This window comes from Nostoc sp. (assembly GCF_036917435.1).
Lineage (GTDB): Bacteria > Cyanobacteriota > Cyanobacteriia > Cyanobacteriales > Nostocaceae > Nostoc.
Genome location: NZ_JBALDM010000006.1, coordinates 134,031 through 147,033, shown reverse-complemented (window position 1 = coordinate 147,033; position 13,003 = coordinate 134,031). Strand labels below are relative to the sequence as shown.

At 41.9% G+C, this 13,003-nt stretch carries 14 protein-coding genes; 5 read left to right on the top strand and 9 right to left on the bottom strand.

What is annotated here, in order from left to right; genetic code table 11:
• Positions 1–79: 79 nt before the first annotated feature.
• On the bottom strand, positions 80–1,210 hold the full coding sequence (locus tag V7K98_RS02840; protein ID WP_335019314.1) for an aldo/keto reductase: 1,131 nt from the start codon (positions 1,208–1,210) through the stop codon (positions 80–82).
• Positions 1,211–1,381: 171 nt separating this feature from the next.
• Complete coding sequence (locus tag V7K98_RS02835) at positions 1,382–1,879, bottom strand: bifunctional nuclease family protein (protein ID WP_012406891.1); 498 nt, start codon at positions 1,877–1,879, stop codon at positions 1,382–1,384.
• A 340-nt stretch (positions 1,880–2,219) separates the two neighbouring features.
• Between V7K98_RS02835 and V7K98_RS02830 the strand changes: the two genes are divergently transcribed.
• Positions 2,220–2,900 carry a riboflavin synthase gene (locus tag V7K98_RS02830; RefSeq protein ID WP_335019313.1) on the top strand — a complete coding sequence of 227 codons (681 nt, stop codon included), beginning with the start codon at positions 2,220–2,222 and terminating at the stop codon, positions 2,898–2,900.
• A gap of 81 nt (positions 2,901–2,981) precedes the next feature.
• Here the strand turns inward: V7K98_RS02830 and V7K98_RS02825 are convergent, their stop codons facing one another.
• Together V7K98_RS02825 and V7K98_RS02820 are read right to left on the bottom strand one after the other, a co-directional pair.
• Positions 2,982–4,538: a M23 family metallopeptidase gene (locus V7K98_RS02825; RefSeq protein WP_335019312.1), complete on the bottom strand. Its 1,557-nt coding sequence runs from the start codon at positions 4,536–4,538 to the stop codon at positions 2,982–2,984.
• A 90-nt stretch (positions 4,539–4,628) separates the two neighbouring features.
• Positions 4,629–5,450, bottom strand: coding sequence for a biotin--[acetyl-CoA-carboxylase] ligase (locus tag V7K98_RS02820; RefSeq protein WP_335019311.1), 822 nt, complete (start codon positions 5,448–5,450; stop codon positions 4,629–4,631).
• A 78-nt stretch (positions 5,451–5,528) separates the two neighbouring features.
• On the opposite strand from V7K98_RS02820, the gene pgeF reads away from it, so the two are divergent.
• Positions 5,529–6,326 carry a peptidoglycan editing factor PgeF gene (pgeF, locus tag V7K98_RS02815; protein WP_335019310.1) on the top strand — a complete coding sequence of 266 codons (798 nt, stop codon included), beginning with the start codon at positions 5,529–5,531 and terminating at the stop codon, positions 6,324–6,326.
• A gap of 112 nt (positions 6,327–6,438) precedes the next feature.
• On the opposite strand, the gene V7K98_RS02810 is transcribed toward pgeF, so the two are convergent.
• The 3 genes from V7K98_RS02810 to csaB are packed head-to-tail and all read right to left on the bottom strand — an operon-like array spanning position 6,439 to position 8,215.
• Positions 6,439–6,834, bottom strand: a complete 396-nt coding sequence (locus tag V7K98_RS02810; protein WP_335019309.1) for an aspartyl protease — start codon at positions 6,832–6,834, stop codon at positions 6,439–6,441.
• On the bottom strand, positions 6,831–7,148 hold the full coding sequence (locus V7K98_RS02805) for a hypothetical protein (RefSeq protein ID WP_335019308.1): 318 nt from the start codon (positions 7,146–7,148) through the stop codon (positions 6,831–6,833). The genes V7K98_RS02810 and V7K98_RS02805 overlap by 4 nt, the downstream gene beginning before the upstream one ends.
• Before the next feature lie 29 nt (positions 7,149–7,177).
• On the bottom strand, positions 7,178–8,215 hold the full coding sequence (gene csaB, locus V7K98_RS02800; protein WP_335019346.1) for a polysaccharide pyruvyl transferase CsaB: 1,038 nt from the start codon (positions 8,213–8,215) through the stop codon (positions 7,178–7,180).
• A gap of 345 nt (positions 8,216–8,560) precedes the next feature.
• Between csaB and V7K98_RS02795 the strand changes: the two genes are divergently transcribed.
• Genes V7K98_RS02795 through hisA form a run of 3 tightly spaced genes read left to right on the top strand, consistent with a single transcriptional unit; the run spans position 8,561 to position 10,020 of the window.
• Positions 8,561–8,896 (top strand): DUF2499 domain-containing protein, encoded by a 336-nt coding sequence (locus V7K98_RS02795; RefSeq protein WP_335019307.1) that lies wholly within the window; start codon positions 8,561–8,563, stop codon positions 8,894–8,896.
• Complete coding sequence (locus tag V7K98_RS02790) at positions 8,893–9,192, top strand: DUF3593 domain-containing protein (RefSeq protein ID WP_335019306.1); 300 nt, start codon at positions 8,893–8,895, stop codon at positions 9,190–9,192. Before V7K98_RS02795 ends, V7K98_RS02790 begins: the two co-directional genes overlap by 4 nt.
• A 54-nt stretch (positions 9,193–9,246) precedes the next feature.
• Positions 9,247–10,020 (top strand): 1-(5-phosphoribosyl)-5-[(5-phosphoribosylamino)methylideneamino]imidazole-4-carboxamide isomerase, encoded by a 774-nt coding sequence (gene hisA / locus V7K98_RS02785; protein WP_335019305.1) that lies wholly within the window; start codon positions 9,247–9,249, stop codon positions 10,018–10,020.
• A gap of 483 nt (positions 10,021–10,503) precedes the next feature.
• Here hisA and V7K98_RS02780 read toward each other — a convergent pair whose 3' ends face one another.
• The gene (locus tag V7K98_RS02780; protein WP_335019304.1) at positions 10,504–11,583 is read right to left on the bottom strand and encodes a hypothetical protein; all 1,080 of its coding nucleotides are present in this window, start codon (positions 11,581–11,583) and stop codon (positions 10,504–10,506) included.
• Between the two features lie 53 nt (positions 11,584–11,636).
• A complete protein-coding gene (locus tag V7K98_RS02775) occupies positions 11,637–12,620 on the bottom strand; it encodes a hypothetical protein (protein WP_335019303.1) in 984 nt (327 codons plus the stop codon).
• Between the last annotated feature and the right edge of the window lie 383 nt (positions 12,621–13,003).

Here is a 13,003-nt window from a genome sequence, read left to right as displayed (position 1 = left end):
GCACCCTACCAGATTCAAGCCAATGTGAATGAGGTTTTCCGACTTGTGTGTACACAGTAAGTCTTTAGACCGGAGAGTGTCAACCCCACAATCTCCTACCGGCTTTTTCACTTAATCTTTCATGAGTATCTTCCAACAAAGCTGGAATATCTAACTTTTCTGGACATCTGGGCAAACAGTCACCGCATTCTGTACATCGGTTGCCTTTCATGCCAGGGAACCAGTGACCAGCATTTTCAAACATACCGTAACGATATTGTCCATAATCTTTCATATCGTATGCTACTGCAAGATTACGTAACCGCAATACCTCTGGAATATTGATATTTTCTGGACAGGGCAAACAAGCATAACACTGGCTACATTTATCAGTTTTTAAAGCAACTTTTTGCTGATTTTCTAATCTCTGGAAAGCAGAATTTTCTGCTGATGTTAACTCTCCATCATCGTCAGCAATTCGCAAAGGTTCCTTTAATTCATCTGGGTTGGCTGGCCCGATACTCAAAGTAGTAATACGGTTATCACTCAGTAAAAAACGATAATTTAAGTCTAGGGGTGAATACGGATTACATAGGTCTTTAAGGGTTTGAGGTGGCGTATACAACCGTCCTCCCTTGTCAGCAGGGGAAATAATGAAAATACCCATATCCTTTTCGGCAGCTAGCTGAATCGCTGGTGCGTGCCGTTGAAAAAAATAGTAATAATGTAGATTGACAAACTCAAATAAATTTGTCTTGATAACTGCCTGAATTAGCTCTAGTGACCCGTGGCTGGAAAAACCAACGTGTCGCACTCTACCATCAGCAACAGCTTCCTCTACGGCTTGCATACAACCATTTTTGGCTTGCACCCACTCCAAATGTTGCCAAGTATTCAAGCCATGAATGCCTAAGCAATCTAAATAATCTAGCTGTAATCGTTCTAAGGATTCGTCGATGTATCGACGCATGGTGTCAGCGTCTGCTGTGGCTGAGATTTTGGTAGTGATATAAAGCTTCGTTCTGGATACTGACAACCCAGCTTTTAACGCCCTACCAAGATACTCCTCGCTTTTGCCGTAACCTCTAGCGGTTTCTAAATGATTAATTCCTAGCGCTAAGGCTTTTTCAATGGTTTGATGAGCATTTTCAAAAGAAACCAAGTAGCGCATTGTTCCCAAGGAAAAAACCGAGAGGTGCAGATTCGTTTTCCCAAAGCGTCGATATTGCATAAATTAAGTGCTGAGTGCGGAGTGCTGAGTGCTGAGTAGAAACACAATTAATATTGTCTGTACAAGAGTGAAAAAGAAAGAATAAAGAAATTTATTTTATTCTCTAGATTCTCTATTCTTTCTCAGCACTCAGCACGGGCTGAACGCCCCGCTACCGCTAACAGAACTCTTTTAGCTGTCGCCATTACCAAAGCGCTTGATCAAATCTTCGGGACGGAGATTGGAAATAAATTCACGGAAGGCTTGCTGTTCGGCTTCATCTGCATCGCGATCAACAGGGATAGAAGCATCAGCAATCACTTCTTCCATCACCCATATAGGGGTATTTGTACGGAGGGCAATGGCGATCGCATCGCTAGGACGCGCGTCAATTTCTTTTTTGACTTCGCCTTGCTGAACGATTAAAGCTGCATAAAATGTGTCCTTTTGCAGGGAATGAATGATCACCTTTTCTAGAGTCATGTTCCAAGTCTCTAGAAGATTCACAATCAGGTCGTGGGTTAAGGGTCTGGGAGGCTTCTGATTCTCCAGCGCACCCATAATTGCCCTAGCCTGTTCCTGACCGATGTAAATTGGCAAAGCCCGCCGATCTGAAGAATCTTTCAAAAGGACGATCGGGCTGCGGGTTATGGCATCTAATGCTATGCCGGCAACTTTCATTTCAATCATTGCCTAAGCCTCTACAATGCTTTGAGAGCCTTGATTGCCTTGTAACAAATAGTACACCTTTTGGGGCGACTTGGTGACAGTAATAAACATAAGCATTCGTTCTCTATAATTGCTTCTATTAAACTCCGAACTTGGGGTGAAAACCAGAGTAAGTCAAATTGGTCTTCTTAGACAATAACCTTCTTACCCAAGTATGCCTTGTGAAGGATGCTAATGTGTTAATATTCCTATACGAAAAAAAGTCAGAAAATATACTTGAGTATTTGAAATTTCTGTGACAATTACCAATTCATTTCAGGCAAATTTAGGCAATAAATAGAGTTAGTTTGACAAAAAAGCCGTGTTTACAGGATTAATCCAAGCATTAGGAACGATGGAACCCTTGGGGGGCGATTCTTGGCAAATTACTTGTGTCAGCCAGTCGAGTGAAGTAATTATGCAAGATTTGGCTTACGGTGACAGTGTTGCTGTCGATGGTGTTTGCCTGACAGTAGAAAAAGTTTTAAAAGATGGGTTTATCGCCACAGCTTCACCGGAAACGCTACGCCGGACGACGCTGGGAGGCGAGCAAATGCAACAGAAATATGTCAATTTAGAAGCGTCGCTAAGGGTAGGCAGTAAAGTTGGCGGTCATTTTGTGATGGGTCATGTAGATGGCATTGGTAGATTACTAGTGTCAGAACAAACGGCTAGTTCTTGGGAAATGACCTTTATTGCATCTGATGCGATCGCACGGTACATTGTCCCTAAAGGTAGCATAGCCATCAATGGCATCAGTCTCACAGTAGCCGCTTATGACTCAGAACTCTCCCAATTCAAGGTGGCAGTAATTCCCCTCACATACAGCGAGACAAATCTTCGCTATTTGGTTGCTGGCAGTTTGGTGAATCTAGAAGGAGATATTCTCGGCAAATATGTCGAAAAATTCCTTTACTCTGGCAGCCCACACACCACAGCCCATGACGACAATAGTTTAGATGGCATTACACCCGCATTCTTAGCAGAACACGGGTATTTGTAATTTGTAATTGGGCATTGGGCATTGGGCATTGGGCATTGGGCATTGGGAATTCCCCTTGTCCCCAGTCCCCAATCCCTAACCTCAGCTACCTGGTTGTTGACTTACCTGAGCAGTTTGCGACCCTCTTACTAACTGGCTAAGGGCGCTTTGTAATTCCACGCCTGGGTCAGTAGCAACCCACCCGTTCGGTGTTAGGTGGCGGACTTCGAAGTGCAGGTGAGGCCCTGTGGATGCCCCAGTGCTACCAACTCGACCGATAACCGTTCCAGGTTGTACCCACTGACCAGGTTGAACAAGGATCTCTGACATGTGACCGTAGAGAGTTTGTTCAGCTGATTTGTGATTGAGGATAACGGTTAAACCATAACCGCCCAACCAGTTAGCAGTTTCGACTTGACCAGCAGCAGCTGCCAAAACTGGCGTACCTGTAGGCGCACCTAAGTCTGTACCAGCATGGAAGCGTTGATTACCTGTGATTGGGTGAACTCGCCAACCAAACAAAGAAGTAATGGGAGCGGGAATAGATAATGGATACATCATTCCCGTACCACTATAAGCGACTGTACCCGTGTAGGGAATTTGCGGCAATACTGATGCTAGTGAAAAGTCGTAAGCGACATTGCTAGGACGGGGTGCAATGTTGCCATCTGCCATTGGTGGCGGTAAAGTCCCGCCACTGGGTGCGATGGGAGTTGCACTCACTCTTGTGGGGCTGAACTCGCTCGGATTGGGGATAAATCGATTCGGGCGATATGCGGTTTTGGTGTCACCACTATAACCATTTTGAGTGGCACGCCATCTACTCGTGTTCCCAGTAGTTGCAACTTGCCGCGCAGTTGGTGGAACTACTGGCAATTGGGCGTTTTGACTTCTTCTCAGCCAAGTAGGTGCTGATTTACCATTAGAATCAGCTACATTGCTTTGGGGTACTTTGGCGCAAACGCCGCCTAATACGCTTTGTCCTGAAGGCAAAATAGCTCGACAACCACTAGAGCGTTCTGTGAGAATTACGGAATTTGGTGCTTGATAAGTACCTGTGGCACCACTGTCATAACTATTAGGATCAATGTAGGCGTTATTATAATCCTTGGTTTTCCCTGACGTTGCAGTAACAGGGCTGTTAGAGTTATTTGATGGTTGAGCAACTTCTGGAAGTTTTTCAGGTAAAGAGCGGGCAGGGGTATTGGGTTTTTCTTGTCTCACCCTTACAGGAGTAACCTGGGAGGCTTCTACCTTGGGTTTTTGTCTGATAATAACAACAGGTTCAGCAGTTTCGATTTTGGGCGTAGATTGCCTAACTGGTTCTTTTGATTGAGCAACCTCTGGCTGACGCAATCTCTGTTTGAGTCTGGCTCGCCGTTGGGAAAATTCCGGTTGCGCTTGAACAGGTTCGGGTGCAACAGCCTGTTTTTTAACTGGATTTGTAACTGCTGAAGGCTTGGAAGTTTCAACAGTGGGAACGATATTATCTATTTGTGTTTCCGTTTGGGCAAACACAAAGCCGCCGCTAAGGAGGCTAACGCTACTCAGCCAGCAGAGGCTCTGGGCTGGTAGTGTTGAAGCAAAACGTTTTTTTGTCAGACCTTGCTGCCATAAGTAATGCAAACGATGTGGGGCAGAATTATTGCGCTGCGTCATTTGTTCTCTCAGTTGTGTGTAATTAGCCTAAAGAGATGATGCTAGTGGTTTGTCTTGCCCAAAGAGCGAAATTTTGAACAAACCTCAAATTTAAATGGAAGATTTATGGTACCCCAAACTGATTGTACCGGGTTGAATATAAATTTCCGGTGTAATTAGTTCCTTTGTATCGTATGTTTCTAAATCAACTCGTAAATTTCCTTGAGGAGTTACTCCAACTACTTTACCTGAAAGATTATTGACGTACACGCGATCGCCCATGTTTGTAAGCAAATCTAGATAGCGAGACAAGAGTATGCTTACTCCTTCTTGGAAAAGGCACTCCATACCGGATTCTATTCCCAGCAAGACGGTAGAGGTGAGCATTTCCAGACAAGAAATTGGTCTGAAATCTTGCAAAGCTTGCCACGATTCCAAATTGATTCCAGTTTCGGGTACTGGATTTGTCCAGTTAATACCAACACCGATTACTGCTTGGGTGATTTGTCCTTTGTTTACTTTGGTTTCTGTCAAAATGCCGCCTAGTTTGCGACCATTTAGAACTAAATCATTGGGCCATTTTATCCCAACATCTATACCGCACTGGCGCAATTGAGACGCAATTCCCCAAGCAGTAGCGAAAGTTAGCTGGTAGCTGTCAGTAGCTTCTATTTTTTGGTCAAATGAAATCGCCACGGAAACGTATAATCCCCCAACTGGAGAAATCCACTCGCGTCCCCATTGTCCGCGCCCAGCAGATTGTACGGTTGCGATTACTACTGTTCCTGAAATCGCCCCTTGGTCAACTAATTCCCAAAGGGTTTGGTTTGTTGAGGAGACGCTTTCAAAAAAGTGAAGGGAAAATGGTAAATATGTATTAGACTTTTGCCCTGTTTTCAAGGCTGTTTCCAAGTTTTGCAGATTAAATCCCACAGCAGTTAAGCCAAATTCCGTTGTTCAAGTTAGCATTGATTGGCTAATGAGTGATTTTGTGTTTAGGTTTGGTTGAAGATGCACACTTGGCACTGGCGCAATTCTGAAGGACTGCCTTTTCTAACTTGTAGTATTCTGGAACATTGGCATCACGGCTTCTTTACCCAGCAGTTTTGGCCGCGATCGCCACAAGTTATCACAGAAGTATTGCAACCAGAGGCATCAGTCTATCGCTTAAAGCAGGTTCATGGCAATACTGTTCTCACACCTCAAGAAGTTGAGAGCTTCTTAAGCTCTGCTGAGGAAGATTTAGCATCGGCGGATGGTTTAATTAGCGAACAGCCTCTACAAGCTATTTGGGTAGCTAGCGCAGATTGTACACCCGTGCTAATTGGGGATGTGAAAACTGGACAAGTAGCAGCATTACACGCTGGCTGGCGGGGGACTGCTCAAAAAATTGTGCCCCAAGCGATCGCTAGATTACAATCTCAAGGCAGCAAACTTGATGATTTACGCATTGCAATGGGCCCTGCGATCGCTGGTGAGGTGTACCAAGTCTCTATGGATGTCGCTGCCGAAATTGGGGCTAGTATTATATCACATAATGAAGAACAAAAAATAATTCAAGCATTGCTTGAATTACCAAATTCACCCTTGTTGGCAGATCCTAATCCAGGAAAGGTAAGGTTGGATGTGCGGCGAGTGAATACCTTACAACTGGAAAATATGGGGATTAGTGCAGAACAAATTGCGATCGCACCTTATTGTACTTTCCAAACTCCAGAGCATTTCTTTTCTTATCGTCGGGAGAAAGAGAAAAAAGTGCAATGGTCAGGAATTGTTAGCGGCAAAAGGACTAATACCAGTTCTGTATGAAGGTGGGCCAAACTATATGAGGAACGAACCGCAAAGGACGCAAAGGGCACAAAGGAAGAAAGAAATAAGAAGTAAAGAAAATTTGGCGCAGTTTCACAAAGAAACAGTAAAACTAGTCTATATTCTCATTACTCTCTACCCTTTCAAGGGTTAATATTCCTTTTGGTTTGTTAACGACCAACTGCATAATGTCCAGCCACAACGAACCGATGATGGTGTCAGGGATGTCATCTCCAACATGAACGGGAATCACAAATTCAGTTCCGTTAATGATAAGTTTGCCTTCATAGATATCGAATTGCGCTTCCCCTTGTGCTGTCCGCATTTCAATTTGTGCAGTCATCAATGACCATTCCAATACTTCTAGGTCTTGAGTATTGATAGCTAACCATCCATCTGTAAACCCAGTATCAAGTAAAGCTTCAACAGAAAATTTGTCATTATTCGCAGCAACAAGCTGAATTTCAAATAATAGTTCGCCATTATCTCCAAACGAACCTGCAATCATAAACTGCCGCAGGTTCCTGTATCGTTGAGTCGGAATATGGTAAGTTTGACTTCGTTAGTATTCCCATAAGCATCGTGGATTTTTTGCATTATCCCTAAGAGTGTTGGGTCAATAAGGTACTGTTCTGTTTCAGGGTCGATGGCAATATGCCAGTTGTAATGCATTTCGATTAAAGTTGGACGTAAGCGCTCGAAAACAGGACGACACCGCATAGCGAGAGCATCACGTTGTTCCTGACGCTGGTGTACTTCTTCAGAGACTAAGGTTGATGCTGGTAAAATGCGGGTGCGTCTTGGCTGGGATATCTGTGTCATATCATTCCCTGTTCATCTCTAACAAAAACTTAACTCAAAGCTTCACTCAACAACTCGCAGTGCATTGAAGCACCATCCACCAAAGATTGAATTTTCTCTGATGATAACGGATCGCCATTAGCATAATGTTCCATCCAAGTCAAACTAATCAAATTGGGATCGTCGGGTAAACTTGACAAATCCCACCCAGGCATTTCCAAGTCTTCCATAAGACGATTTACTTTGGGGTCATAACTGAGAGCAAAGCAACGACAACCTTCAGATGCAGCCATAATTAAACTGTGTAGGCGCATCCCAATTGCCATTTCTACGCCGCGAAATACACCTTTTAAAAGTTGCGGATCTTCCAGACACAAAATCTTGCTAACATCTTTAAGATATGGTTGAATAGATTCGGCAATACTTAAATCTTCACTTTTTTGAAACGGTAGTAGCAAAATAAAAGCCTGCGTAGCTTTTTGAAAGTCAACCAAAGCGCGAGTTAAGTTTGCTAAACGTTTTTCTGTAAGTTGGGGATGCGATCGCAAAGTTACTGCAACTCTCGGCGCAGGTAAATCCCAAAGTCCTGGTACTGGTTGAGATTCCAACGCCCAAACCGGGTCAGGAGCTATAATACAAGGGATTTGCCAATCAGATAATAAAGCAGCACTGGCGCGATCGCGGACACTAACTTTGGTACAATTAGCAAAGGTCTGCCTTGCTAACCAACGAGTTTGGGGACGTACTAACGGCCCAATACCCTGCGCCCAAGCAACAGTTTTCAAACCCATTTTCTGAGCTAATGCCATCATTCCCCCATAATAAAATGGGCTGATAGTACTGGTGACATCTTGAATGAGACTTCCGCCGCCCCAAATCAAGGCATCGCAAGAACGTAAAGTTTGCAGTACAGGTAAGGGAGCCATGCGATCGCAAGTTTCTACATTATAGCGATCGCGTGTTTCCTCTGGATTACCCGAAAGTACCACAGGTGTTACGTGAGATGGTAACATTTGCAAAAGCGTCGCCAACAAAGCCTCGTCACCACCATTACCTTTACCGTAATATCCAGACAATAATGCCCGCATCTTGACCATTTTAGATTTTAGATTAACAGCTTTTTTTATACAGAATATCTGTCATTGCTCAGAAAGTAAGTAAGTGGGTCAAATTAAATATAAAACCTCACTCTGCCTCCGGCTTCCCTCTCCGATACTTTGGAGAGGGATTAATACCTCCGGCTTCCCTCTCCTTAATAAGGAGAGGGATTGAGGGTGAGGTTTAATCTTATATTTAATTACGCCTACCTACTTAGATTCATTCACAAATTCTATTTTCAAACTCCTGTAAAGACGCGATAAATCGCGTCTCTACTCCCACCTTTTGTACAGACGCGATTCATCGCGTCTCTCCTTCTAACTCCTAACTCTCTTATGCACGCCCTATCGATTCCCACCTGGATTATTCATATTTCTAGCGTTATTGAGTGGATTGTCGCCATTTGGTTAATTTGGACTTACGGCGAACTCACTAATAACCGCAATTGGTGGGGATTGTCCCTTGCCATGTTACCAGCTTTAGTTAGCGCTATGTGTGCCTGTACCTGGCATTATTTCGACAATGCCGAATCTCTCGAATGGCTGGTAACACTTCAAGCTACCATGACTTTAATCGGTAATTTTACGCTTTGGGGAGCGGCATTTTTGATTTGGCGTTCTACCAAATCTCCTAACACCATTGAACCAAAACCTATCGAATTAGAGCAATGATTTCTAAAGAAACCCTGTTTGCACTTTCACTGTTTCCCTATTTGGGTTTCTTGTGGTTTCTCAGCCGCAGTCCGCAAATGCCGCGTTTAGCGCTGTATGGATTTTACGGCACTCTCGTCTTTGTTGCCATCACCATCCCAGCCGGAATTTACGCCCAATTGCATTATGGCGAGTCTTTGGCCAATATAGATTGGTTGCACGGTGGTGCAGAAGTATTTTTGACCCTTTCTAACATCTTGCTGGTGCTGGGTTTTGGGCAAGCTGTAAGACAATTAAAAATCAAAAATGAAAACTAAGAACCTTAGCGATCGCTAGAGTTTTGATTGTATTGAGTTATGAGGAATAAGTAAATGGATGTAATTCCAGCGATTGATTTACTAGAAGGTCGCTGTGTGCGACTATATCAGGGAGACTACGATCGCTCGCAAGTTTTTAGCGAAAATCCCGTTGATGTTGCCAAACAGTGGGTAGATCAAGGTGCTACCAGATTGCATATAGTTGATTTAGATGGTGCTAAAGCGGGTAAAGTAGTAAACTTGGGGGCAATTGAAGCGATCGCTCATGCAGTGTCAGTGCCCATTGAAATTGGTGGAGGATTGCGCGATCGCACCAGTGTGCAACAAGTATTCAATCTAGGCATACAGTGGGCAATTCTCGGAACCATTGCCGTAGAACAACCCCAGCTAGTACAACAACTGTGTGAAGAATTTCCTGGACAGATTATTATCGGCATTGATGCCCGTAACGGCAAAGTTGCTACTCGCGGGTGGTTAGAAACTTCGGAAGTTTTAGCAACTCAGCTAGCTGTACAAATGCAAGAATTGGGTGCAGCCGCCATCATTTATACAGATATTCACCGCGATGGCACTCTCATCGGCCCTAATTTAGAAGCTTTGCGAGAACTGGCATCGGTAATTTCCATCCCGATAATTGCCTCTGGCGGGGTAAGTTCTATCACCGATTTGTTGAGTTTATTGGCGTTAGAACCTCAAGGCGTGACTGGTGTAATTGTCGGACGTGCCTTGTATACTGGGGATATTTTACTCCAAGAAGCATTACGAGCGATCGGCCCTGGGCGAATTCAGGATATTCCACCCAATCTAGGTTTTTCTAGTTTTGCTTGATATTTTCTCTGTCTTTCGTAAAAACTCCACACACTGACTCGGAATATCGAGTCCAGTGGTGGCTTTATCAACCAGTCTGGCTATTTGTTTTAGCTAAAAAGTGAACGGTACGCACGACAAGATGAAATGGTTGTTACACTGCAACTCGGCAAATCGACCTTCAACGTATTAAATTAGGGGTAGCATTATTTACTAGCTTTTTCAGTTAAACTTACAATTTTCTGTGATATGTTTCCGTAATCCACAATACCGATGATGTAGATAATATTGTAGTAAATTTTCAAATTCAATATTATGTCCAGTCAAGAACAAAATTCAAACTCACCATCTCAGCAAACACAGGCTACCGGAACAAAGAGGAAGAAACCACAACCTCCCCCAGACATTAAAAAACCAACTAAAACTGAATGAAAAGTTTGATACTCACTTGTAGAGACTTAATTTAAATTAAGTCTCTACAATTTTAATAAACAATAAATCAGTTTATTTATTTTTTGCTTGAGTCTTTGCCTGTTCTAAGGCTATTTCTTTGATTGCCTGATACGAATTAACGTTTGAATTACCTTCAATAGCTTTAACTGCCAAATCTTGAACTTGTTTGAGAGCAGATTCAAGTTGTTTAGAAAGATTTTGAATCCGCGTTTCTTGATTAGTAATGGTTTGTTCTAGAGATTGTAGCCTCTGTTCATAGAAGCGCTTTTGTCCTTCTACTTCCTTAGAATATAAATCTGATTTTACTTTTGCTTGGTAGTGGGCGATGCCTTTACCTTCTTCTATAGCTTTTTTGATAGCTGCTTCTTTATCTTTCGGAAAAGCTTCTACCTTCGCTTTTAATTCTTCAAATTGTTTTTCTCTCTCAGAAATTGCTTTCTCTCGTTCAGCCCACTGTTTCTCTGTCTCTTGTAGTAATTCTTCCAGTTGTTTATATAGTGCTTTCTGCTGTTGTTCGTATTCGTCGCTTTGTAGTTGCCGTTGGAGTTCTAAATTATACTTATACTCTGATGCATCACGTTGCCGAGTTTTATTCAAGTTTTCATTCCGTTCTTTTATCGCCCGTTGCTGTTCCTCCTGTTCTTTTCCCCAAATATTCTTTTGCTCTAGGATTTCTTGCAATAACACTTCAGAACGCTGGCTATATTCTTCCTGATAAGCTTTAGTATTATCTTCATAAGCTTGGATGAGAGTATCCAAGATATCATCAGAAATTTCTAAATTATGTAGTTGTGTTAATTGTTGGATTTCTTCTTCTAAATTCCGCCTAATTTCTTCTAACTTAGAGGCTTTTGTGGTTAGCTGTTCCGATAATTCATTAGCCGCACTGCCAAAACCTAATTGAATCTTCGCCAAGCTTTCAATCGTATTGTTCATTTTCTGTTGGACACTAGAAAGCTGATTCATAGCTGTTATTTGTTCTAATTTAGGCTGTTCTTTAGTTCCAGACTGGTTTTCTTTGGCAACTTTTTCAAGTTCAGATTTCAGCGCCGCTTTTTCTTTAGCTAACTCCTCATACGCCTGAATAATTTCTACCTTAGTATTCTTATCAGTCGGTTTTTTTACCACCACAACAAACCTCCTCTTCAGGAATTAAAAATGGTTAAGATGCTACAGACTCGCAACTATTTAGGATTAGAACTACCAAAAGCCCTCATAGCTAAGTCTTGTGCTTGTTTTAATGCAGTTTGCAATTGAACAGAAATCCCTTCTATTTGCTCAGACTGTTTCTTAATTGTTTCTTCCAGAGATTGAATTTTTTGCTCATAACTCTGTTTATTAGATTCCCATTCTTTCTCAAATAAATCAGCCTCAATCTTAGCTTTTTGGCTTGTTTCTTTAATTGCTTCTTCTCTGGCTTTCTTAACGGCTTCGTCCAGTTCGCTAGGAAATGTAGTTACCTTTTGTTCAAAATCTGCAAAGAGTGGTTTGCGTTCAGCAAATATCTTTTCTCGTTGTATCCAATCTTTCTCTTTATTTTGAGAATTTTCTTGAATTTCCCTTTGTTGTTGGCGCTTCATAGCTTCATAGCTATCTGTATTGAGTTTACGAGTAGTTTCTAACTTATACTGAGATTCTTCTTGTTCTTGATGACGATCTTTAGCTAATAAATCATTATATTCTTGGAGTTTTTCTTCATACTCTTCTTGCTCTTTTTGCCATTCTTTCCGCCTAGTTGTAATTTCTTTTTCTAGTATTTCCCTTTTGCTGATAGTATCTTGTTCTAGAATTTTTAATTTTTCTTGGTGTTCTTGACTTAAAATGTCTAAAGTATCCGCTACAACTCTGATTTGTTGAAGTTCTTGTAAGCGTTGATTTTCAATTTCTATAGCTCGGTTCAGTTCATCTAACTTGGAATTTTCTTGAGCTAATTTTTCAGATAATCCGTTGAGAATACTACCGAACTCTAATTGTAAATCAGCTAAACCTTTAACAATACTATCAACCGTATATACAGAAGCTGCTTGGAGAATTTCTTGACTTTTTGCCTTTTCTGCTTCCTCTTGTTTGGTTGCTATTTTAGAATCCAGCTTTTTTCTTTGGATAATAATTTGTTGAAATGCTTGCATTAGTTGTTGTTTGCTGTCCTTGACTCCAACTGTAGTCATCTTCCAACTCCCTTCAATAGGCAAATGATTTATTGGGTAGCAAGCCATACCAAGGACTACCCCATGCAGACATCAGAGTAGCCTTTGAATCAATATTTTTAACGCAGTGGAAATACTGAAATGATCGACATAGGATACTTAGGTGGTACGAATTTTCCACATATACGTCCCTCTATTTTTCAGATATAGTTTTTCCTTTGAGAAGTAATAGTATTTTTGTACTATATAAATATACCTAATCTTACCTTCTCTTGTCAAGACAAACCTTCATGTAATTCCGTCAGAGAACAAAGTATTAAAAACTGGCAGTTACAGTAATTTAGGAAGGTGATGTAGAACGTATTACTTTTTGTAAAGAAAATCTAAAAGAATTAACCCTAGCA